The sequence below is a fragment of the Rhizobium mongolense USDA 1844 genome (assembly GCF_000419765.1).
Taxonomy (GTDB): Bacteria; Pseudomonadota; Alphaproteobacteria; order Rhizobiales; family Rhizobiaceae; genus Rhizobium; species Rhizobium mongolense.
The window spans coordinates 1-20,583 of the sequence record NZ_ATTQ01000027.1; the positions used below are offsets into that span (position 1 = coordinate 1).

Here is a 20,583-nt window from a genome sequence, read left to right on the forward strand (position 1 = left end):
CCGATATGGCGTCGCGCTTTCCGCACGAGTTCTCCGGCGGTCAGCGTCAGCGCATCTGCATTGCCCGGGCGCTGGCGCTCGATCCGAAGGTGATCGTCGCCGATGAAAGCGTCTCGGCGCTCGACGTCTCGATCAAGGCGCAGGTCATCAATCTGATGCTGGACCTGCAGCAGAGCCTCAACCTCGCCTTCCTGTTCATCTCGCATGACATGGCCGTCGTCGAACGCGTCAGCCACCGTGTTGCGGTCATGTATCTCGGTGAGATCGTCGAGATCGGCCCGCGTGCTGCCATCTTCGGCAACCCGCAGCACCCTTATACGAAGACGCTGATGGCGGCCGTTCCCGTGCCCGATCCGGATCGCCGGCGCGTGAGACGCGGACTATCGACGGAGGAGCTGAAAAATCCGGTCCGACCGCTAGATTATGTTGGAGCAACGCCGCGTTACCGCGAGATCGGCGCTGGCCATCTCGTCCGGCTGGAACCTGCTGCATCACCGTGATGCGACGTTATTGAAATGTCGAACGTCACGACAATCAATCGTAGAGCTCGCCATGGCCAATCTGCTCTTTTGCAGCGCCACTTATCGAGGAATTGCCCGCCGGGTCAGGGTCCTTGCGATGGGCATCCTTGAGGAAATTTGCCGCCTCCGCAAAAGCGACGGTGATTTCTTCAGTGCCCCATCCTGCTTCGTTGGCGCTTGCAATCAGCTGTTCCAGGGCCTGGTGGGCGGCATCACTTGCTTCTTTGAAGCGTTGGGAAGGGACTTCGGTCATCGGTGATGGGAAGGTCATTGATACATCCTTCAATCGATCATGGATCTCGTAGGTCAACGCGGCCCCATCGAAATGGATGCAGCAGTGAGTACCTTTTCTTAGCCATCGCCATTGTGCGGCTTGATGCAACATCGTTGCGGACCTTTCGAAAAGGCCTCCTTCAGTATGGTAACCACGGCCATCGAAGAATTGGTAGCATATCCGGCCCACCTGGGAACTACCGGCATGATTGGCAATCCGATGCTGCAGGCGCAGCGCATGGTGGTCAAAACCGGTAGTTGGAAACCTAGTCCGGATATTGGAAGTCTTAAGGATGAGTATCAACCGCCGTTCGCAACCCCTTAAAACATTGGATCTTTTGGACAACCGTCGATTGACAGGCTTGTTTATCTCTTATGACGTCGGCCTTGTCATCGCCAACCTCGGACAAGCCGGTCGTGTTTAGCCCATTCATGGCCCTTACGGATTTTTCAACGCGGATTGACGAACGTCCCATCACTGGCAGACCTGCATGACCTCCACCAACGACTTTATCGCCGAAATCATCCGCGCCGCCAACAGGGTCGAAAGGCTAGGCAATGCCGAAAAGCGCCGACTCCTGCAGCGCGCAGTCGTGACAATCAGCAAGCTACGCGAGCGTACCGGGATACCGAGCAGCGATACGGACCACGATGCGGTTTTCGACTTGCAAGCGATCGAAGTGACCGTCGAGCGACGCAAGACCGGTGAAATCAAGCAAGCACTGCTTATGGCCGCCGACATGATCCGGACGCTGCACATCGTGTTGGATTCGGGAACAAAGATCACGACCAAGCTGCCGGAGTAAGCCGCCGCGAATCGCGTCAGCGGGCGCGGCTCTGCAGGCAGAACAGCAGACCGCACCGCTTCAGATCGAAGGCGAAAATCAGATTGCTTTATCAAACGGGATGACGGTCGACCCCAGGGCGCATTCCCCGCGCGGTCGGTACAGCGGTTCCCATCAGTGTGCTCGATCTCATTGCGTCACGCCGCAGCAACAGTCCGGCTCCGAGGCGATCCGACAGAGGCCAACCTGCGCTCCTCGGCCTCATGGCAAGATCAACGTCCAAGCGTCCCAAGCGCCTTCCCGGCCGGGCGGGAACTGTCGTGCATCTTTTACGTCTAGCAGGCATCCCGAGACGCAGCCTTAAACGAGCGTCATGGATGCGTTTGTTAATGAAGGCTCGCGCGCCATACATGGATTGGTACAGCAGCGCGAGGACTTTTGCAGCAAGCCGTGAATAGTCCTTCGGGGGGTGCGCCGGCAATGCCCGCCGAGAGTGACCCCGCGAGCTTTGAAGCATGGCGATGGCTGAGCCGCCTAGGCGTTCCCAATATTGCGGTCGTTGCTCGGTCCGACGAAACGGGGCATATCCTCGATTTCAATCAGCGTCCCTGCCTTCTTGACGAAGCGTTGGAAATTCTGACGCACCGCGCTCAAAGGAAATCTTCCCCAAGCAGTCTCCCCGCACGCACTTTGCCATGTCTCCATAGGAAACATCGCGCGTTAATCCCTCACCATTCGTGAATGAAATCAAAACTTTCATCGATGTTCATAATGTCTTCGATGAAGTTCTTGCGCTAACGTAAACAGGAAGGTCAAGTGAAAACCAGCCATTTTTGCCTCCTTGTCTTCGGCGTGTTGACGCCCAAAATTCAGGAGACGATTTGACGCGTTCAAGACCGCCAGTAAGGCTGCCGCGGACGATATAAAACCCGGGGCCCTCATTGGCTCTCAGGTCTCCAGGTCATGCGGAGGCCCATCGCGTCGGCAGGCTGAAAAGCTGCGAAGATCGTCGAACGAGGCCATATCGCCACCTTTGGTCAATCTGCAGAAGAGACGTTCGCAATTGTCGCAAGTCCGCGCTCGTATTTTAACGTGTCGCCTCCGGCTTGCCGCGCTTGGTCAAGATTGTCCTCGAGATCCGCCTGCTTGACGGGCCGTGCCAGCCGGTTGGCCATCGCCCGCCGCACAAAGACCTCGTCCTCCTCGCCTTGCCTTTTCGTCAATGCATCGACCGCGGCGAGGACGGCTTGGGAAAAGCCCTCTTCCTTCAGCCGATCGAGCGTCCATCCCCAGGCCTTTTCAGGCACATCGTGAAGGTAGGCGACCACTTTCTCGTCGTCGCCAGATACTGCGTCCGCGACCCTTCGACAGTGGTTAAAGTAAGGGTTTCCGAGCTTGTCCTGCTGGCCGTCGTGGGCCTCGGTTGCGATTTGAATGGCATGCTGGAGATGCTGTTCAGATTGCATCTAATTTCTCCTATCGGCGCGATTTTGCCTCGAGGCGAGCGACGATGAAGGGGATCGCTGCTGTCGCAAGCGCACCCAGAGGAACGTGTCTCAGCACCCGCGCGCCGACAGCGGTCGCGGCCATGGCGCCGACAAGCTTCGCCCATGGGTATGTGCCAAGTTGATCATGAGCGCTGGCGTCGGCCCATTCGAGGTTGGATCTGGCAACGATCACCGCTCGCTGCTTGACGAGCGACAGCCTTGAGCGGAGGTTTTCGATCTCGTCCCGCACATGATCAAGGTCATCTCTAACCCGCTGGAAAGGACGTGCTTCCGGCGGGCCGCTGTCGGACGCTGAATAGGTTTCGGCCTCAAGCGCGGCGAGATGAGCCTGCAGCTGGACGTCGGTGTCAAGGCCTTCCGAGAGGGTTGTGTCGCGCTTGGGCATGATGTTTCTCCAATAGATTTGCGGTCACAGCACAGCGCGCCTTGGCACTGCGAACACACGCCGGGCGCCCCTTACGTGCCTCGCCCCTTGACCGGATTGTCCCGTGATCGCTCGTGCGCTCAACTCCTGCCGGAAAGGATTGTTCCTGAGCTGATTGTCGTTTTGACATCGAACCGCCTCGACACTCTTGACTGCCGAAACGGCCGGTGGATGCAGTGCGATCGTCGCCCTTTAGGGAGGCATATGCCACCAGCCACGTCGCCTTCGAAATGGATCTCGATATGCAAAACGAGGTCCGAAACGCTGCAAGGACACTGCGCGAGGCTCTCGTTGCAAAGCGTCGCGGGGATATGATCGAAACCGGAAGTGACCTGGAGCATCCTCGCCAAAAATAGGGTGGTCGCAGATGCTAGGGCGCGCCATGCCATCACCATCGGTTCGAAGGTTCACAACCAAGCCGCTCAGATTTTGGGCGCGTGTGGCTTTCTGGTGATTGCTCATTGCCCGGCGACCGCTATCGTCATCCAAAAACGGGGTGACCATGGCAAAGACGGACTGGCCCAAAGAGCCGCTGACAAGCGAAACCATGAAGATGCTCGATCGCATTCTTCGCGAATGGTGCGCCGAGCAAGATTGCGAGCCATCGAGTGAGGCCGCCATCGTGCAGGCCAAAGCCCTCATTGACTGGTTTGAATTCGGCGTGCGGGATGAGGCGGAGCTTGCGAGACTGCTTCGCGACGAGCTTACGACGAAGCAATCGTAGGAACTCTGAGCGTCTTTGGAAGTTGTGTTGAGACACAGCCAAGGAGACATGAAACGCATTCCCGTCGCCTGCATCGCCACGGCAACCACCTAGGCGCTACAAAACGGTAGGACAATCGTGACCCGAACGCTTGGCCGCACGCTTGTCCAGCTTTCGAGCATCATCTCCAAATGGCCCAAGGACCTTAACACGCGACCCGTGGGAGATCGCCATGCCAAACTATCCAGCCCCGCCCTTCGACACCCCCAAGCAGCCAATGCCCGGATCGACGAACGCCATGTCGCCGTTGCCGGATCATGGCGAACATACTTACCGTGGCTCCGGTCGCCTCAAGGACAAGAAGGCGATCATCACCGGCGGCGACAGCGGTATCGGCCGGGCGGTCGCCATAGCTTACGCCCGAGAAGGTGCCGATGTTCTCATCGCCTATCTGGACGAGGATGATGACGCCAATGAAACGAAAAAATGGGTCGAAAAAGCCGGTCGCAAGGCCATCCTGTTGCGGGGCGACATCCAAAACCCCGAGCATTGCCGCCACATCATCGACACGGCCAGGGCAGAACTCGGCGGCATCGATATTCTCGTCAACAATGCCGCTCATCAGGCAAGCTTCAGCGACATTGGAGACATCAGTGACCAGGAATGGGAGCTGACATTCAAGGTCAATATCCACGCGATGTTCTACCTTTCCAAAGCGGCTGTCGCGCATATGAAACCAGGTAGCGCGATTATCAACACTGCCTCGATCAACGCTGACAGTCCAAGCCCGCACCTGCTTGCCTATGCCACAACAAAAGGCGCCATCCAGAACTTCACCGCTGGTCTTGCCCAAATGCTTGCCGACAAAGGTATCCGGGCAAATGCGGTGGCGCCCGGGCCGATCTGGACGCCACTGATCCCATCAACCCTGCCGGAGGACGCAGTCAGGAATTTCGGAAAACAGGTTCCAATGCACCGCCCTGGGCAGCCGGCCGAACTGGCGACGACCTATGTAATGCTCGCCGATCCCCTGTCGAGCTATGTCTCAGGCGCAACAATTGCCGTTACAGGTGGCAAACCGATCATCTGATCGCAAGCGCCGGCACATTGCGGACCGGCAAAGCAACTTGAAGCGCGCCAGCGAGCGTTTTGCCGGCCGCGTCTGGCGTCGTTCAAGTTCCCGATTCTCCGACTTTGGAACCTTGGACTTGATCAAGGGTTAGACAGCCAGGAACGATCTATAGCGATGGCAGCCGGCAAGCCTGCTTCAACCCCGCAATGACAAACGGAGAACTAAAATGGGCATGAATTTACCGAAGAATGGCCCACCAGGAACCACCGATCAGTCGCCACGTTGGGAAGGCCCCAAGGGGAATACTCCGAGAGGCTATCTCCCGCCGAAAGACGATCCGGACAACGATCGGGACGCGCTTGGTGAAAACAACCGTGATCCAGAGAGAAAAAATCTTTCCGATGCCTTCAAGACAAGAGGAGGAAGCTGACATGGGTGGAAGCCCCAAGAAAGATGCCGCCGGCCAATTCGCGAAGTCTCAAGCAGACAGAAAGGCTTCCGGCGTTCACAGCGCCAAGCCCACCGTCATAACGGGCTCGGAGGATGCCACGGTTCATAAAAATCCTCCAGGCAAGCAAAAGCCAGAAAAAGACTGGGACCTGAACTACGATCCCGCTGAGATGAACGAGGGTCAATCGCACTAGGTGTTGGCATCGGCGGCGCAGAAGAGGCGGCTGCCTCGTTCGTGCTATTCCGCTATCCGCTGGCCTGAGTTGGGTTTCCAGATGCCTGTTGTCGGCGCCGTCATCTATGGCGTAGATGTTGAGAAGAATGGAATTGGCGACGGTATTGGTGATTTCGTCGGCCTGACGGAAAGCTTCCATATCTTACGGCGCTCGGCGTAACTTGTATCTGGCTGCAGCCTTTCTACGCCATTAATCCGAAGCTCGGAATATCAAGATTGCGCCATATGGCTATCGATGGCTCGCTTCGAAGAAGGAGGCCGGCTGATGCATATAGGGTATCATGCGTCCCATGAGCAATTCACACCCTCGGACTTGCGACACTATGTGCAGCGTGCCGAGGCCGCCGGATTCCAGAGCATTATGTCTTCTGATCATTTCGCCCCGTGGAGCGAGCGCCAGGGCCAATCGGGTTTCGTCTGGTCATGGCTTGGAGCGGCAATGCAGGCAACCCGTCTGCCGTTTGGGCTTATCACGGTTCCTTCTGGTTGGCGCTATCATCCTGCGATCACTGCGCAAGCTGCCGCGACCGTGTGCGAGCTCTTTCCGGGAAGGCTGACATGGCTGGCGGTTGGCAGCGGCGAGGCTCTGAACGAGCACGTTGTCGGCGGCGGCTGGCCGTCCAAGGCGGAACGGAACGCCAGGCTGCTTGCCGGCGTCGAGATCATGAAGGAGCTTTGGGCAGGACAGACGGTCAGTCGGCTGAAGCCGATCAAGGTTGACGAGGCGAGACTTTACACGCTCCCGACCGAACCACCGCTGATCGTTGCCGGTGCACTTTCAGCAAGAACAGCCGAGTGGGCGGGCCATTGGGCAGATGCGCTAATTACGGTCAATCAACCCCGCGAGCGACTTGAAGAGATCATAGACGCCTTCAGATTCGGCGGCGGGAATGGAAAGCCTCTCTATCTGCAGGCCCATGTCTCCTACGCAAAAAGTCAGTTCGAGGCACGCGCGAATGCTTACGACCAGTGGCGCAGCAACGCGGTGACAGCGGCGATGGCGGAAGACCTCCGTCTCACTGGGGATTTCGACGATGCCTGTCGGCAGGTCCGCCCTGAAGACATGGATCAGCATGTCCGCATTTCGGCCGATCCTGCAGATCATATCGCATGGCTGGGTGATGATGCGCACATGGGCTTCGAAAAGGTATTCTTGCACAATGTCGGTCGCAACCAAGCGGAGTTCATCGATGTCTTTGCCAAAGACGTCTTAGCCGCGTTCAAAACTTAGGCGCGGAACCTCCCGTCACCCTAGGCTTCCCGCGGCACTGGTGATTAGAGCGTTTTCCCGCATATGCACCTGCCTGGACGACGGGGTCTAAGTGAACCTGTCATACGATCGAGAACTGCAGGACGGTTTCCAGCGCGTTCAATTCCGGCGAGTGCGGCGGCAGCAACGTCAAGATGATCTTGTCCGGCATCTTCAGTCTCAGCGTTTATTGGGCAACATTATTTCTTCCAAACGATTAAGTCTTAAGAGTTGACATTACGCAATGGCGGAAGGTAGCATATTGCATGACGGAATAAATGACATCGTTTTGCCGATACTGACAAGTATCGATATTGAGTAGCCTACACCTTTAAGACACTGTTCCCGCCTAAATCCCTTGCTTCGCGCAAAAATCGGTCGACATTCTTTTAACATAGCCCGCTGCAGCGACATTTATATTTGTACGAGGCGCGCGCTGTGTTGTTTTTTTAACTTTGAAATTCATCGTTAATGTAACACTAAATTCTGGAGCAGCGTGAAGAGCATATGATTAAAATCAATCTTTGCGGGCCTTTGAAAGGCGCTCAGAGCGTCATTGCTCTACGGTCGGGGGCGCTGCATCTCAACTGACCGCTAAACAAAGGGATACGAGGCTGGCAGCATGAAGTTTCACGGAACGCCTTTGGATGGTGCATACGTAATCGAGCCGGAACCGCGCGGGGACGAACGTGGATGGTTTCAGCGCGTCTTCTGCGAGCGAGAACTGGTCGACGCCGGCTTGGAGGGCCGCTTCGTACAAGTCAATAACTCGTTCAACGCCGAAGCTGGCACCCTGCGTGGGCTGCACTACCAACTCCCGCCGTCGCCAGAAGTTAAGATCGTCCGGTGCCTCTCCGGAGCACTGTGGGACTGTATCGTCGATCTGCGACCCGATTCCGCGACGTACCTTGGTTGGCACGCCGTTGAGTTAACGGGTGAGAACCGGCTGGCATTTTATGTGCCCCGCGGCTTTGCCCACGGGTTTGTGACACTAAAGCCCAACACCGAGACGTTGTACCTTGCCAGCGAATTCTATGACCCAAACTCGGAGCGCGGTGTGCGTTGGAATGATCCAAAGTTCGGCATCGCCTGGCCGGTTGAAGGGGTCGTAATTTCCGAGAAAGACGAGAAATGGCCCGACTTCGATGAGGATTTTCATGGCATGGAAAGCCTACGCGGCATCTAGCAGGAGGTTCTGATGGTGATTGACACGCTCCTGAAGAAACGGGAACAGGATGGCCGTCCCGTTAGGGTCGGGATGTATGGCGCGGGCTTTATGGCGAAGGGCATCGTCAACCAGATCTCCAACTCCGTGCCGGGAATGGTCCTTTGCGTGATCTGCAACCGAAACGTGGAGAAGGCTATATTAGCCTACCGCGCTGCCGGCCTTGAGGCATCCTACGCCTGCGATAGCAGCAAGCTCTCCGGCTTGATTGCCGAAGGCACGCCGGCTGTGACTGATAATCCAGCATTGCTGTATGAGTCGGGTGATCTGGATTGCTTGATTGATGCGACGGGTGCGGTCGAATATGGCGCCAACCTCAGCTTAGGCGCAATCGCGCACGGTCGCGATATGGTGACCATGAATGCCGAACTGGACGGTACGGTTGGGCCGCTTCTCAAGAAAAAAGCCGACGCGGCAGGGGTTATCTTCACGGCCTGTGATGGAGACCAGCCCGGAGTACAGATGAACTTGTGGCGCTTTGTCAATTCCATCGGCCTTACGCCGCTGATGTGCGGCAATATCAAGGGCCTACAGGATCCCTATCGCACACCGACAACGCAGGCCGAATTCGCGGCAAAATGGGGGCAGGACCCGCATATGGTCACCAGCTTCGCTGATGGTACAAAGATTAGCTTTGAGCAAGCTATTGTCGCCAACGGCACTGGCATGTCCATCTTGAAGCGCGGCATGACAGGTATCGAGCATCGTGGCCATGTCGATGAACTCGTCAACGCGTATGACATTGAGGCGCTGAAAGCCGTGGGTGGAGCCGTCGACTATGTTGTGGGAGCAACACCAGGTCCGGGTGTCTTTATTCTCGCCTCCCACGACGATCCGAAGCAGCAGCACTATCTGAACCTCTACAAGCTCGGAACCGGACCGCTTTACAGCTTTTACACACCTTACCATCTTTGCCATTTCGAGGTCCCCCTCTCAGTGGCTCGGGTTGTACTTTTACGCGATCCGGTGCTTCAACCGCTGGAGGGGCCAAGGGTGGAGGTCGTGGCGACTGCAAAGCGCGACCTCAATGCAGGCGAAACGATCGACGGTTTGGGCGGCTACATGAGCTATGGCCAGTGCGAGCGCGTCGATGTCGCCGGCGCGCAGGAATTGCTGCCCATGGGGGTTGCAGAGGGATGCGTCTTGAAACAGGCCGTGGCGAAGGATCAAGTCCTTACCTATGCCGATGTGGTGCTGCCGGCTGGCCGCACCATCGATCTGCTGCGCCGCGAACAGACGGCGATGTTTGCTGCGTAGATCCTAGGCGACAACTGGCTCTCCAACCGTACCGTCAAGGATGACGGCGACATCGCCACCCATGGCTCCCCCGCATGGAGCAGGCTCGTCGACCCGCCGACGAAGATCATGTCCATCGGACGCCTCCAATCGGCGCATCGGTCATGATCGCCGCTCGTTCGTGGCAGACTTACCCAAACGCCTTCGAGTGGAATTTTCGACTCCTCTTCCCCAGACAGCTTCTCTCTTCGGCGCTGCTTGAGCGGCCCGGCATGGATTTTGCGTTGGCCATAGCTACCGGGCTAAACAGAGAGCAAGATGTCATGAAAGAAAACAGTTTGGCCTTTCGGCCCGTCGGTCTGACGATGCATTGCATCGCGGAATACGGAGTTGTTCATTCTGTCAGGCGCGCCACCGAAACGCTTCGACAGCGATGGTCGATCGATGACGGTGAGGACCTTTCCGAGGCAGTCATGGTGTGCCTGGAGGGCTTGCATAATCGCGTGCCTCTCGAAAATGTTCGCGCAGCATTCATCAAAGCCATGACGCGATTGATTCTCACAATCGCTTGGCGCGGCAGTAAGAAGGGATCTTGGCCCGCGCCAAGATCCATCACCGGAGCTGCAAAAAAGTCATCACCTAGACAAAAGGCACTATTCTCCTTAGCGGCATTCAGGTGGTCAAAAGCCGATATTCATCTTGAAACCAAACGTCTGAATAGCATTTACCCGTGATTTTACTGCATTGACCCGTCGTCATTACAACGAATACTCTGGTTTGCATTCCGCGTTTTCTTGCACATGTGAGGCGTACCGTGCGGCAGATCTATACTGTTCAATATCTGCGAGGGATCGCAGCAGTCGCAGTTCTCGTATTCCATGTCAGCGAACGACATAATCTCGGCTTTTCAGTCGGAGCCGCGGGTGTCGACCTGTTTTTCGTTATCAGCGGCTTTATCATGTGGATCACGACTGACGGAACAGCCATGACGCCGGGACACTTTATTCAGAAACGCGTCAAAAGAGTTGTGCCACTTTATTGGGTTGTGACGTTTGCAACATTTGCTGCCTTGCTCGTCAAACCGGCCTTTTTCTTCAATCACGATGGATCGTTGCAAAACCTCATTGGCTCCTTGTTTTTTCTTCCACACCTGCAGGACAGCCTTCATCCGGTCGTCGTCCAAGGGTGGACACTCACCTACGAAATGGTTTTCTATCTCGTCTTTTCCCTCACCCTATTCTTCAAGGAACACACGACCAGACTGACCTTGGCAATCGGCTCGCTCTGCATCATGTGCCTTGCGCCGGTCCTGTTTGATTGGTCCTACCTGCGGGCTTTGACAAGCCCCGTCATCTTGGAATTCGCCGCCGGTCTGTTGATTGGCCGTGCATTCGTCCGTGGACCAGATTGTCCGACTTGGCTATGTATAGGACTTGCTGCCGTCGCTCTGATCTGCTTGGCAGCGGCCTCGGCCTTTGATGCAGACCTGCCGCGCGCCATAAAATGGGGTGTTCCCTCGGCGTTTCTCGTTCTTGCCGGGGTGATGTGGGAGCGGCGAAGGAATGTCCAGCCATCCAGCATACTGCTCTTCCTTGGCAACGCGTCGTACTCGATCTATCTTTGGCATGTGTTATTCGGCGTGGCGATCGTCGCGCTTCTTCTGCGAAGCGGGATCCCGCATTGGGCCTTCCCTCCGATCGAAATCGCGGCCGCGCTCGGCCTGTCGCTGATTGCCTATGTTTCCATCGAAAAACCGTTGGGTAGGTGGATCAATCGGCGATTTCAATCCAGACGTCGCGCCCCCCTGGCGGCATCAATCATCTGATGAAAAGGGCCCCAGGCTTGGCCGGGAAGACCGCAGCCGCGTATCTGGAAAGAGCGGAGCGGGCAAGGGTTGTGCGGTGCGCGACTGCAAATCGACCGGCGCAGACTTCAATTGACGCGGGATACGAGCGGGAAATAGCGTTCGACAACGCGAGCGCTGCCAAAATTCGACAGGTGGCCGGAATCGAAATAAAGCATCCTGCCATCGTCAATGTAAGGGCACTCGCCGGCTGCGCAATCCATCGCAATCGGATCAACGAAATCGGCGCCGCCCGCAGCAGCACGCAGCCGCTGGTTAAAATCGTGATCGATCACGGTTGACCAAGAGGCCGCTTTTTGGCCGGCGGCTGCCTTCTTGAAAGCAATGACGTCGACATTTGTTACAAACATTGGCGATTGCCCGATCACTATGACCCGGACGCCCTCCGCCTGAAGCTGCCTGACAGTGTCTTCGAGCATATCCAGGCCGCGGCGTTGCAAATCAACCCATCGGCCCGAGAGCACGACCGTCTTAACGTCAAGCGACCGGATGATGTCTAGAGCCTTCTGATTGAATGCCTGGCAGTTCGGTCTGGCGTAGGAGTAGTAGGCAAGGACCGGAGGGCATCCGGCAAATGTATACTCATAGACGCGGCCATGAATGGACGCAGCGTTCGCGACGATCCCGGGGGCGTAGTGGGCGGCGTAGGAATCCCCCCACAGAAGCGCAACATCACCGGTGTTTGTCGTTAAAGCGCAATCTTCGGGGCGCCATTTTTTAAAGCCGTCGTCGTCTTCGAAAAAGCAGATGCCGTTCCGCCACGTCTGGCCGGCCTGCACTGTCGTATCGGCGCTCGCTACAACTGCGGAAACGTCAAGCATGCGCGCTTCGACCTTGGTTGCATAGCCCGGAAACCGCTGAGGCAAGCCATGAGCGGCAATGCCCGCGTAACCGAACAGCGAGACGATCGACATGCTGGCAAGCGCCGAGCCGATGAGGGCGCGCCGAGGCCAACTCACGGTCTGCAGACGGAACGGCGTTTCGACAAAGCGCCAGGAGCAAATGGCAAGCAGAAGGCTGGCGGCGATAATGCCCATGGCATGGAGCCCGTTGGGTTCCTCAAGGGTCACGTATCGGACGAAGACGGTGATTGGCCAGTGCGCCAGATAGAGCGAATAGGAAATCTTGCCGATGAACACGAACGGCCCGCTCGCAAGGATTTTGCCGACCACAGAACGGCCGCCTGTATAGATGATGAGAGCTGCGCCCGTGCATGGCAAAACGGCGGCGAGCCCCGGAAATGGCGTCGCATCAGTATAGGCAAATACCGAATAGAGGATCAAGATCGCAGCACCGATCGCAACGGCGCTGTTTGTCCGGTAGGACAGCGTGCTTTGTCCTCCCCAAAGCGCCAGCAAGCTTCCAATCAAGAGCTCCCAGCTTCGTGTCGGCAAGAGGAAAAAGTTTGCTGTCGGAGCGACGTCGATCGCATAGATGCTCAGTGCCAGGGACAATGCTAAGGCGAGCGCGAATGCCCACAACCGCATGCGGAAGTTCGCTTTGTAGAGCAGCCACATGGCGATCGGCATGAAGATGTAGAACTGCTCTTCGACCGCAAGCGACCAGGTATGCAGCAGCGGGCGTAAAAGCGCGCTGTTCTCGAAATAACCTGAGAACTTCCAGAAATAGATATTTGAGGTGAATGTCCCGACGGCCACCAGGCTTCGGGCGAAGTCTTCGAAGAATGGTGGCAGGAAAAGCATGTAGGCGGCGATCGCCGTCAGTAAAATATAGAAAACCAGTGCTGGAATGATCCTGCGAAAACGCCGCTCGTAAAATGTCAGTATGGAAAAGCGACCATTTTTGAGATCATCATCCAGAATTCTTGTTATGAGGAAGCCGGAAATAACGAAAAAAATGTCGACGCCGACGAAGCCGCCGGAAAATCCGGCGACGCCGGCGTGGAAAAACAGCACCGGCAATACTGCTATCGTCCGTAATCCGTCAATCTCCGGCCGATATTTCATGAAGATCCTAGTTTTTGAAAGGATTTTCAGGTTTGTTATTCATGGGTAATCAGCTTAGAAGCCGGAGTCAATAGAACAGTTAAACCGGAGAAACTTCCTCATCTGTCCTGTGTAACATGGTTTCTATTTTGTTCAGCGTTTCCGGGATAGCTGTTTGTGTTTTACGTCGATGGCTTACTTCACCAGCCGAAGCGGCCGGCGCCTCACCTAGAGTGCTGGGTTTGATTTACACAGAGTCATACTTGCAGCCTCGAGTTGGTTTCGGCAGTCGCTTGAACAGCAGGCGCAAGGTAGTCGGCGATAACCGGCCAGAATTTGTTGGCGATCCGCCCGGCAGCTTTCCTGAACGCCTGACGAGTGAAGGATGGTTGTCGGCCATCCGTCGTGATCCGCAGACGGTGGAATGTGTTGCATGCACTGGTCAAGGTGGCGCTATGCCATTGAATTTGACGGCAATGCGCCCACGGTGCCTAACCTCGCCTGCGCAAATCGGGACGGCAGGGCGGCCGCCAGCGCCACCCAAAGAGCTGGGCCTGGCGTCAGATGAAATTAAAGCTTGCCTCGGCGATCTTCAGCACCGTCAGGTGGCCAGTGGCCGTTGCCGCCGTGTCGATGGCAACCCGCTGCGGTCCGAAGGTCGGCTGCAGGACAGGTGTATGTCCGTGGATCACGAAGAGCGGCAGACGCGGGCCCTCACTTAAGAATGGCTCGCGGATCCACATGAGGTCCATATCCGTTTGTTTTGACATATCGACGCCAGGCTTTATGCCGGCGTGCACGAAGAGCAATTTGCCCATCTGTAGCGAGACCGGCATCATTTCGATCATGGCGATGTGCTCTTCTGGGACGAGTTCGGCGACGAGACTTTGAAGACCGCGAACCCCTTTCGTCTTGATGACATGCGCAACGTCGATACCGTAGGACGCAAGCGTCTCCGTCCCGGCGAAGTCGAGCCAATCAGCAATGATGGAAGGTTTGCGGAACATGCGGGCAAATTCGTCGTCGTGATTGCCTGAAAGCGCGACCTGCATGAAGCCAACAGGCGGCTCTGCTGTAAGCATGTCGAGAACCTTGCTGCTGGCGGGACCGCGATCAACATAGTCGCCGAGAAAAACGAGCAGCTTTGGGCCAAGATAGGCCCGAGCATCATCGACTATGCGTCGTTGTGCGTCTGCCAGTTCATCAGCGCAACCGTGTATATCGCTGACCGCATAGATCGCATCGAAGGCGTTATCGGACCACAAGAGCCTCTGCCTGCCGGTCGACTGCGGGTTCAAATTGCGGCGCCAACGCATCGGGAAGTGAAACATTGATCCACCGAAAATGACAACGACTCAAATCTCCCTACAGGAAATGTCTTAACTGAAGCTCAAAGAGGAAGCCTCCTGAATCCCGTTATGGTTCATCTCGATGGGATATGATTACAATTTCACCCTCATCCAACGCAATGCACCCTGCTTTTCAAGTAGCAAATGCACGAACCTACATCACATTGAATCTGGTTTTAACACATCATTAATTATCATTTACATGTTGTTTCTTTACTGATAACTTTTTCCCAGTAGCAGTGGAGTATAGTGTACTTGCGTGTATCTAATGCGTATCTGACAAACTTGAAATCCAGCAATCGCTGCACGATTTCGATTTGGCGCCCGTTGCAATATATGCGGCTGGCTCAACAGTTTTTCAGAAAGGACTTCGGCCACTTTGATCTCTCAAGGTGTGGTCCTTTCGCGCTTGGGATATCCCACGGTCACCCCTCCCCGCTCAGCCACTTCACAATGCCGTTAAACACGTCCGTCGACGGCCCTTGCAAAGGCGTACGACGTGTTTTCGGAGGGGGAGAGAACGGTGACCAGCCTCATTAGCAACTTTGAGAACTCGAATGAGTTGCGTCAGCGAGCCAGAAGGTTGATTCCGGGAGGAGCGCATACTTATGCAAAGGGCGACGATCAATATCCGGTCTTATCACCGGGCTTCATCGCCCGGGGGCGCGGCGCCTATGTCTTTGATGTCGACGGCAACAAATATATCGAGTTTGGCATGGGAAACCGCGCAGTCTCCCTTGGCCATGCCTATCCGAAGATCTTGCGTGCTGTCGAGCGGGAGTTGAAAAATGGTGCGAACTTCACGCGGCCGGCAGTCATCGAGTTAGATTGCGCATCGATCTTTCTGGAGACAATCCAAGCCGCCGAAATGGTCAAATTCTGCAAGGATGGCTCACATGCAACCTCTGGCGCCATCCGGTTGGCAAGAGCCGTCACCGGCCGTGACCTTGTTGCTCGATGCGCCGATCACCCGTTCTTTTCGACCGACGATTGGTTCATTGGCTCAACGCCCATGAATGCCGGCATCCCGAAAGCCGTACGGGATATGACGCTATCGTTTCACTATAATGAGATTGACAGTGCCAAAGCACTGTTTGAGCAACATCCCGGCAAGATCGCGGCTGTCATTCTTGAGCCATCGAAAGGTGAAGCGCCGAAGGATAATTTCCTGCATCGTCTTCGTGATCTTTGTCATGCCCATGGAGCACTTTTCATCCTTGACGAGATGATAACCGGTTTCCGCTGGCACCTGAACGGAGCGCAGGCTCTTTACGATATCCAGCCAGATCTATCCTGCTTCGGCAAAGCGATGGGCAACGGCTTTGCGATCTCCGCGCTTGCGGGAAAGCGCGAATTCATGGAGCTTGGCGGTATCGATCAGCGCGAGAAGCCACGCGTTTTCCTGCTGTCGACCACCCATGGCGCTGAAACGCACGCTATGGCCGCGGCAATTGCGACGATGAAGATTTATCGTGAAGAGCCCGTGATCCAGCATCTTTATGAAAAAGGCGAGGCGCTTCGAAAAGGTATTTCGCAGATCGCGGCCAGCCATGGGATTAGCAATCATTTCAGCGTCTTCGGGCTGGCAAGTAACCTCGTTTACGCAACGTTTGACGAAGACGGCCGTCCCTCCCAAGCGTTGCGCACGCTGTTCCTGCAGGAATTGATCAAGCGCGGCGTTCTGGCTCCCTCCTTCGTTGTCAGCTACACGCACGGCGACCCTGAGATTGCAAAGACGCTCGATGCTGTTGACGGTGCGCTTTGCGTTTATCGCAAGGCCCTTGAGAACGGTGTGTCCAATTATCTGGTCGGCCGACCATCTGACGTGGTGTTCCGCGCCACGAACCGCATGACAACCCAGCCTGACGCAGTTCCCGCTCTGGTGCCTGAATTGAGTCGTCGCGTCAAACGTCGCGAGCCGAGCCTTGCCACCGCCGGCCGATAGGGAGGTCTAACGATGCTTCACCACGTATCATTTTCGAAGGAGCCTAAGCTCACGGTCATGTTATGCTGCTAGTTGCTCTGCCGCGAACAGATTAGCAAAGGTAAACGTGTAATAAAGCTGCTATATGTTTCAGACCACGTACTCTTCACCGCATCGTTTCGTCTAGGAGGACGAAGATCATGTCTTCATTCAACTGCCGGTTCTGCAACACCACACTCACTCAGACGGTCGTCGACCTTGGCGCGTCACCGCTTGCAAACTCCTATATCGCCATCGACAAAACGCAGGATGCCGAACCGTTCTTTTCACTACACGCTTTCGTCTGCGACGAGTGCTTCCTGGTCCAGGTGCCTCCCATGGCGCCGCGAGAAGACATTTTCGACAGCGAATATGCCTATTTCTCCTCCTATTCGGCCTCGGTACTGAAGCATGCCCGCGAATATGTTGACCATATGGTCGAGCGGTTTCAATTCGACACTGGCCATCAGGTGATCGAAATTGCCAGCAACGACGGCTACCTTTTAAAAAACTTCAAGGAACGCGGCGTTCCAGTGCTCGGCATAGAGCCATGTGCCAATGTCGCCGCCGTCGCGGTAGAGGCCGGAATCCCGAGCAGGGTGCAGTTTTTCGGTGTCGAAACGGCGAGGCAGTTGGTTGGCGATGGCCTCACAGCTGACCTGCTGATTGGCAACAACGTGCTGGCGCATGTCCCCAATATCAACGATTTCGTCGCCGGCATCAAAATCGTGCTTTCGGCAACCGGCATCGTAACGATCGAATTTCCGCATCTCATGAAGATGCTGGAGTTCAATTACTACGATACGATCTATCATGAGCATTATTCGTACCTGTCGCTCTATAGTGTCGAGAAAATCTTTGCCCATCACGGCTTGACGATCTTCGATGTCGATGAGATCCGTCCACAAGGGGGATCGTTGCGCATTTATGCTCGCCACGCCGAAGATCAAAGCCAGCCAGTCTCGGTGCGTGTCGGCGAACTGCGTGCCCGTGAAATTGAAGGCGGCGTCAATTCTGTCCAACGCTACAGCAAATTTTCCGAGCAGGTTCACCGCACCAAGCGCGATCTGCTGCGCTTTCTGATCGATGCAAAAGAGAGCAAAAAGACCGTTGTGGCCTATGGCGCTCCGGCAAAGGGCAACACGCTTTTGAATTTCTGCGGCGTTGGTACGGATCTCATCGAATATACCGTCGATGTCAGCCCTCATAAGCAGAACCACTTGCTTCCGGGAACCCGCATCCCGATCCACGCACCACAAAAGATTGCGGAGACCAAGCCCGATTACGTCCTGATCCTTCCCTGGAACATCAAGGATGAGATCATCAGCCAAATGTCGGAGATCAAAGGCTTGGGCAGCCGGTTTGTTGTTCCGCTTCCCAATGTCGAGGTCGTTGCTTGAGCGCCGTCAGCGCGCCCGACAAGGAGCCTGCCGGCGCGCGGATGTATGCCCTCATTGAGCGACTTTATCCGATCTGTCGCAGCATCACCGGTCCGGGCGTCGTCGAGACACTGGAGATTATCAGGCAGGAAATTCCGGTTAAGATTCATCGCATAGCAAGCGGCACAGAGATCTTTGACTGGACGGTCCCGCAGGAATGGAGCATCCGCGATGCCTATGTGAAGGACGAGAAGGGTAATCGCGTCATCGACTTCAAGGCAAGCAATCTGCACGTCGTCAACTATTCGCGACCGATCCGCGCGACATTGCCGCTTGCGGCGCTGAAGCCTCGTCTGCACACCGACCCTGCCCATCCCGCTTGGATACCCTACCGGACGAGCTACTACAAGGAGGACTGGGGCTTCTGCCTCTCCCAGAACGCCCTTGAGGCGATGAGCGAGGGATCCTACGAGGTCCTGATAGACTCAACACTTTCAGACGGCGAACTCCTGTGGGGCGAGTGTTTCATCCCTGGCACCACGACCGACGAAATCATTATCTCGACGCATATCTGCCATCCGTCACTTGCCAACGACAACCTGTCCGGCATCGCCGTCTGTGTCGAGCTTGCTAAGCTTTTGATGGCAGCAAAGCGGCGACGCTATTCCGTGCGGATGCTCTTCATTCCGGGCACCATCGGTTCGATTGCCTGGCTTTCGATGAACCGCGAGCGGCTGTCGCGCATCAGACATGGTCTCGTCGCCGTCAACCTCGGCGACCCTGGCATGATGCATTATAAGAAAAGTCGTCACGAAACGGCCGAGATCGATCGGGTGGTGGAGCATGTGCTGAAGGCAGCGGGGCAAGCTCATTCGATTATGGCGTTTTCTCCCTATGGCTATGACGAAAGGCAGTTCAGCTCGCCCGGCATCAACCTTCCCTTCGGCTGTCTGTCACGCACACCCTACGGGCGGTTTGCTGAGTACCATACGTCGGCCGACAATCTTGATTTCGTAAAGCCGGAAGCGCTTGCCCACTCACTCGAAACCTACGCCTGCGTCCTTGACACACTGGACCGCAATCGAGCTTTCCTGAACCTTTCGCCGATGTGCGAGCCGCAACTTGGAAAGCGGGGCCTCTACGATGCCGTCGGCGGCAAATCCGACACGAAGACGCGTCAGTTGGCGCTGCTGTGGGTTCTAAACTACTCGGACGGCAAACATGATCTCCTCGATATCGCCGTAAAATCGGGTCTTGCATTTGATTTGATTGCCGATGCCGCCGATCTTCTGCTTGGCCAGGATCTACTTGCACCGGCGCAGAGGGACTAGGGATCATGGAAAAACCTCTTAAGGGACGGGTGGCGGTGGTGACCGGGGCAGCGGGCGGTATCGGTCAGGCGATCGTTTCAGCCCTTGGTGTAGCCGGCGTGACCGTTCATGCCCTTACCCGCGGCGGCGTCCCGCCGTCGTCCCTTTGCAACGGAGCATCGATCAGCTGGCATCACGTCGATCTTGCCGATGACCGGGCGATCGCCGAATTCGTCGCCCGTTTGCGGGTGACCGATCGCGGCATCGATTACCTGGTGCACAGTGCTGGCGTCTTTCGTTCCGGTGCGGTTGCGCAAAGCCCGGTGGAAGAACTCGATCACGTCTGGCGCGTCAATTTGCGCGCGCCCTATGTTTTGACACAGCTTCTCCTCCCGGCACTGACCAGACAGAAGGGTCATATCGCGTTCATCAACTCAAGCGTGTGGTTGAATCCGAGAATGGAGCTCGCGGGTTACACGATGAGTAAATATGCCCTGAAGGCCTTTGCCGACGTGCTGAGAGCCGAGATCAACAATCAGGACGTGCGCGTCCTCAGCATCTTTCCCGGGAAGACCGCAACGCCGATGCAGGAAACCATCCATGATGCAAGAGCGCTTTCCTATCAGGCAGACGAGCTACTGCAGCCGGAATCGGTGGCAGCGAACCTGATCACAGCCTTGTCGATGCCGTCCACCTGTGAAGTCACCGAGATTTTCGTGCGGCCAGCACGCCCGACGCCGCCGACCTTCAACGACTAGGCATTCTTGGTGAGGCCATCCGCACCGCCAGCGTGATAGAGCACACACTCCCTGCCCTTTCCAGCATTCGGAATGTACCATTATGAAACGGCTGAAGCTGAACTTTGTTCAAAAACAAATCTACGGCGTAAAATCAAGCTTTTAGCTATCAGATTCGTTAATTTTTTGTTGCCTCTTTCAAATTTCTGAAATAACGTTCTCGTAAATACTGCTACGCCGTTCTAGGGATGCCGGTATAGACGATCGCAACTATTTGAATTCGGTCGAATATTGGCAACATCGGCGCTGCAATTCAGGCCGGATAACTATGCGATGATTCCACCGCGCGTTTAT

General features: G+C 56.0%; 21 protein-coding genes. 16 read left to right on the plus strand and 5 right to left on the minus strand.

Annotated features, from left to right (window positions below):
• Positions 1 to 500 (plus strand): ABC transporter ATP-binding protein (locus A3C3_RS39795; protein ID WP_033419914.1); only part of this gene is annotated, 500 nt, incomplete at its 5' end.
• A gap of 34 nt (positions 501 to 534) precedes the next feature.
• On the opposite strand, the gene A3C3_RS0131775 is transcribed toward A3C3_RS39795, so the two are convergent.
• Positions 535 to 792 (minus strand): hypothetical protein, encoded by a 258-nt coding sequence (locus tag A3C3_RS0131775; protein ID WP_022718589.1) that lies wholly within the window; start codon positions 790 to 792, stop codon positions 535 to 537.
• A 295-nt stretch (positions 793 to 1,087) separates the two neighbouring features.
• On the opposite strand from A3C3_RS0131775, the gene A3C3_RS48020 reads away from it, so the two are divergent.
• On the plus strand, positions 1,088 to 1,219 hold the full coding sequence (locus A3C3_RS48020; protein WP_267903787.1) for a hypothetical protein: 132 nt from the start codon (positions 1,088 to 1,090) through the stop codon (positions 1,217 to 1,219).
• 66 nt (positions 1,220 to 1,285) lie between these two features.
• Entirely contained in the window at positions 1,286 to 1,600 is a 315-nt protein-coding gene (locus A3C3_RS0131785; RefSeq protein WP_022718591.1) for a hypothetical protein, read from the plus strand.
• Between the two features lie 1,016 nt (positions 1,601 to 2,616).
• Here the strand turns inward: A3C3_RS0131785 and A3C3_RS0131795 are convergent.
• Both A3C3_RS0131795 and A3C3_RS39805 read right to left on the minus strand, forming a co-directional pair.
• A complete protein-coding gene (locus A3C3_RS0131795; RefSeq protein ID WP_022718592.1) occupies positions 2,617 to 3,045 on the minus strand; it encodes an HD domain-containing protein in 429 nt (142 codons plus the stop codon).
• Positions 3,046 to 3,055: 10 nt separating this feature from the next.
• The gene (locus A3C3_RS39805; protein ID WP_022718593.1) at positions 3,056 to 3,472 is read right to left on the minus strand and encodes a hypothetical protein; all 417 of its coding nucleotides are present in this window, start codon (positions 3,470 to 3,472) and stop codon (positions 3,056 to 3,058) included.
• 541 nt (positions 3,473 to 4,013) lie between these two features.
• Here A3C3_RS39805 and A3C3_RS0131810 point away from each other — a divergent pair.
• From A3C3_RS0131810 to A3C3_RS39815, 9 genes are all read left to right on the plus strand, one after another.
• Positions 4,014 to 4,235: a hypothetical protein gene (locus tag A3C3_RS0131810; RefSeq protein ID WP_022718595.1), complete on the plus strand. Its 222-nt coding sequence runs from the start codon at positions 4,014 to 4,016 to the stop codon at positions 4,233 to 4,235.
• Positions 4,236 to 4,446: 211 nt separating this feature from the next.
• Positions 4,447 to 5,304, plus strand: a complete 858-nt coding sequence (locus A3C3_RS0131815; protein WP_022718596.1) for an SDR family oxidoreductase — start codon at positions 4,447 to 4,449, stop codon at positions 5,302 to 5,304.
• 208 nt (positions 5,305 to 5,512) lie between these two features.
• Positions 5,513 to 5,716 (plus strand): hypothetical protein, encoded by a 204-nt coding sequence (locus A3C3_RS47435; protein ID WP_084797081.1) that lies wholly within the window; start codon positions 5,513 to 5,515, stop codon positions 5,714 to 5,716.
• A 1-nt stretch (position 5,717) separates the two neighbouring features.
• On the plus strand, positions 5,718 to 5,930 hold the full coding sequence (locus A3C3_RS0131820) for a hypothetical protein (RefSeq protein ID WP_028740173.1): 213 nt from the start codon (positions 5,718 to 5,720) through the stop codon (positions 5,928 to 5,930).
• Between the two features lie 303 nt (positions 5,931 to 6,233).
• Complete coding sequence (locus tag A3C3_RS0131830) at positions 6,234 to 7,202, plus strand: TIGR03885 family FMN-dependent LLM class oxidoreductase (protein ID WP_028740174.1); 969 nt, start codon at positions 6,234 to 6,236, stop codon at positions 7,200 to 7,202.
• A gap of 640 nt (positions 7,203 to 7,842) precedes the next feature.
• A complete protein-coding gene (gene rfbC, locus A3C3_RS0131840; RefSeq protein ID WP_022718601.1) occupies positions 7,843 to 8,406 on the plus strand; it encodes a dTDP-4-dehydrorhamnose 3,5-epimerase in 564 nt (187 codons plus the stop codon).
• A 90-nt stretch (positions 8,407 to 8,496) separates the two neighbouring features.
• Positions 8,497 to 9,702, plus strand: a complete 1,206-nt coding sequence (locus A3C3_RS0131845) for an NAD(P)H-dependent oxidoreductase (RefSeq protein WP_198019867.1) — start codon at positions 8,497 to 8,499, stop codon at positions 9,700 to 9,702.
• A gap of 74 nt (positions 9,703 to 9,776) precedes the next feature.
• Positions 9,777 to 10,415 (plus strand): DUF982 domain-containing protein, encoded by a 639-nt coding sequence (locus A3C3_RS42785; protein WP_051154541.1) that lies wholly within the window; start codon positions 9,777 to 9,779, stop codon positions 10,413 to 10,415.
• Between the two features lie 80 nt (positions 10,416 to 10,495).
• The gene (locus A3C3_RS39815; protein WP_022718604.1) at positions 10,496 to 11,506 is read left to right on the plus strand and encodes an acyltransferase family protein; all 1,011 of its coding nucleotides are present in this window, start codon (positions 10,496 to 10,498) and stop codon (positions 11,504 to 11,506) included.
• 107 nt (positions 11,507 to 11,613) lie between these two features.
• On the opposite strand, the gene A3C3_RS0131860 is transcribed toward A3C3_RS39815, so the two are convergent.
• Both A3C3_RS0131860 and A3C3_RS0131865 read right to left on the minus strand, forming a co-directional pair.
• On the minus strand, positions 11,614 to 13,512 hold the full coding sequence (locus tag A3C3_RS0131860) for an acyltransferase family protein (RefSeq protein WP_028740175.1): 1,899 nt from the start codon (positions 13,510 to 13,512) through the stop codon (positions 11,614 to 11,616).
• Positions 13,513 to 14,051: 539 nt separating this feature from the next.
• Positions 14,052 to 14,822, minus strand: coding sequence for a metallophosphoesterase (locus A3C3_RS0131865; RefSeq protein WP_022718605.1), 771 nt, complete (start codon positions 14,820 to 14,822; stop codon positions 14,052 to 14,054).
• A 541-nt stretch (positions 14,823 to 15,363) separates the two neighbouring features.
• Between A3C3_RS0131865 and A3C3_RS0131870 the strand changes: the two genes are divergently transcribed.
• The 4 genes from A3C3_RS0131870 to A3C3_RS39820 all read left to right on the plus strand — a co-directional run bounded on the left by A3C3_RS0131870 (position 15,364) and on the right by A3C3_RS39820 (position 20,250).
• Positions 15,364 to 16,785, plus strand: a complete 1,422-nt coding sequence (locus tag A3C3_RS0131870) for a glutamate-1-semialdehyde 2,1-aminomutase (protein WP_022718606.1) — start codon at positions 15,364 to 15,366, stop codon at positions 16,783 to 16,785.
• A 179-nt stretch (positions 16,786 to 16,964) separates the two neighbouring features.
• Positions 16,965 to 18,203, plus strand: coding sequence for a class I SAM-dependent methyltransferase (locus tag A3C3_RS0131875; RefSeq protein WP_022718607.1), 1,239 nt, complete (start codon positions 16,965 to 16,967; stop codon positions 18,201 to 18,203).
• A 41-nt stretch (positions 18,204 to 18,244) separates the two neighbouring features.
• A complete protein-coding gene (locus tag A3C3_RS0131880; RefSeq protein WP_033419920.1) occupies positions 18,245 to 19,513 on the plus strand; it encodes a DUF4910 domain-containing protein in 1,269 nt (422 codons plus the stop codon).
• Between the two features lie 5 nt (positions 19,514 to 19,518).
• Positions 19,519 to 20,250: an SDR family NAD(P)-dependent oxidoreductase gene (locus tag A3C3_RS39820; RefSeq protein WP_033419916.1), complete on the plus strand. Its 732-nt coding sequence runs from the start codon at positions 19,519 to 19,521 to the stop codon at positions 20,248 to 20,250.
• Positions 20,251 to 20,583 lie beyond the last annotated feature (333 nt).

Coding starts and splice junctions, on each gene's coding strand:
- A3C3_RS0131785 (WP_022718591.1), top strand. CDS start 1,286: ATGACCTCCACCAACGACTTTATCGCCGAAATCATCCGCGCCGCCAAC.
- A3C3_RS0131815 (WP_022718596.1), top strand. CDS start 4,447: ATGCCAAACTATCCAGCCCCGCCCTTCGACACCCCCAAGCAGCCAATG.
- A3C3_RS0131845 (WP_198019867.1), top strand. CDS start 8,497: ATGGCGAAGGGCATCGTCAACCAGATCTCCAACTCCGTGCCGGGAATG.
- A3C3_RS0131875 (WP_022718607.1), top strand. CDS start 16,965: ATGTCTTCATTCAACTGCCGGTTCTGCAACACCACACTCACTCAGACG.
- A3C3_RS39820 (WP_033419916.1), top strand. CDS start 19,519: ATGGAAAAACCTCTTAAGGGACGGGTGGCGGTGGTGACCGGGGCAGCG.
- A3C3_RS0131795 (WP_022718592.1), bottom strand. CDS start 3,045: ATGCAATCTGAACAGCATCTCCAGCATGCCATTCAAATCGCAACCGAG.
- A3C3_RS42785 (WP_051154541.1), top strand. CDS start 9,777: ATGGAGCAGGCTCGTCGACCCGCCGACGAAGATCATGTCCATCGGACG.
- A3C3_RS47435 (WP_084797081.1), top strand. CDS start 5,513: ATGGGCATGAATTTACCGAAGAATGGCCCACCAGGAACCACCGATCAG.
- A3C3_RS39805 (WP_022718593.1), bottom strand. CDS start 3,472: ATGCCCAAGCGCGACACAACCCTCTCGGAAGGCCTTGACACCGACGTC.
- A3C3_RS0131810 (WP_022718595.1), top strand. CDS start 4,014: ATGGCAAAGACGGACTGGCCCAAAGAGCCGCTGACAAGCGAAACCATG.
- A3C3_RS48020 (WP_267903787.1), top strand. CDS start 1,088: ATGAGTATCAACCGCCGTTCGCAACCCCTTAAAACATTGGATCTTTTG.
- A3C3_RS0131880 (WP_033419920.1), top strand. CDS start 18,245: ATGTATGCCCTCATTGAGCGACTTTATCCGATCTGTCGCAGCATCACC.
- A3C3_RS0131860 (WP_028740175.1), bottom strand. CDS start 13,512: ATGAAATATCGGCCGGAGATTGACGGATTACGGACGATAGCAGTATTG.
- A3C3_RS0131775 (WP_022718589.1), bottom strand. CDS start 792: ATGACCTTCCCATCACCGATGACCGAAGTCCCTTCCCAACGCTTCAAA.
- A3C3_RS0131820 (WP_028740173.1), top strand. CDS start 5,718: ATGGGTGGAAGCCCCAAGAAAGATGCCGCCGGCCAATTCGCGAAGTCT.
- rfbC (WP_022718601.1), top strand. CDS start 7,843: ATGAAGTTTCACGGAACGCCTTTGGATGGTGCATACGTAATCGAGCCG.
- A3C3_RS0131865 (WP_022718605.1), bottom strand. CDS start 14,822: ATGTTTCACTTCCCGATGCGTTGGCGCCGCAATTTGAACCCGCAGTCG.